Origin of the sequence: Collinsella sp. HCP28S3_B9 (assembly GCF_052066095.1) — a bacterium.
Lineage (GTDB): Bacteria > Actinomycetota > Coriobacteriia > Coriobacteriales > Coriobacteriaceae > Collinsella.
In genome coordinates this window covers 1-670 of record NZ_JBQHST010000072.1, presented here as the reverse complement: position 1 = coordinate 670, position 670 = coordinate 1, and the positions used below count along the sequence as shown (strand labels likewise).

Annotated in this window: 1 pseudogene; it reads left to right on the top strand. The window is 69.4% G+C overall.

Features of this window, described 5'->3' with window-relative positions:
* Positions 1–65: 65 nt before the first annotated feature.
* Positions 66–670, top strand: a pseudogene (locus tag ACTNBB_RS09125) (IS21 family transposase); the annotation flags it as partial.

Sequence of the window (670 nt, the reverse complement as noted above, 5' to 3'; positions counted from 1 at the left end):
ACTTTCACCAACTGCGCTAACGGAACTATGCTCCGATCGGGTATCCGACCCGGGAGGAGCGGGATATGGAGCGAAACGTAATGGGAGAGCTGAACGTCTACAGGGGGTCCGGCGCGAAGCCGAACTTCAGCGAGATCGCGAGGAGGCGCGGCATGGACCGGCACACGGTCGCCAAGTACTGGCGGGAGGGCGAGTCCGCCGCCGACGGGAGGTCCGCGAGGGGCAGCGCCTTCGACCCGCTCGAGGAGGTGATCCGCTCGAAGGCCCAGCTGCCCGGGATGACCAAGATGGCCGTCTACGCGTTCCTGCGCGAGGGCCGCGGGGAGGGGCTGCCCGGGTACGGCGCCTTCACCGCCTGGTGCCGGGCCCGCGACGTGCCCTTCGGGGGCGCGGGCGGCCGCGAGCCGCACCCGCGGTTCGAGACGCCCCCGGGCAGGCAGCTGCAGTTCGACTGGAAGGAGGGCATGAGGCTCGTCGACTCGGAGGGCGAGGTCTTCGAGTTCAGCGTGTTCACCGCGACGCTCGGCTACCCCCGGAAGCACCGCTTCATACCGGTCAGGAGCCGCACGCTCGACGACCTGCTGTCCTGCCTGCTCGCCACCTTCACCCGCCTCGGCGGCGTCCCGGAGGAGTGCATCACGGACAACATGTCGTGCCTGGTGACCGTCTC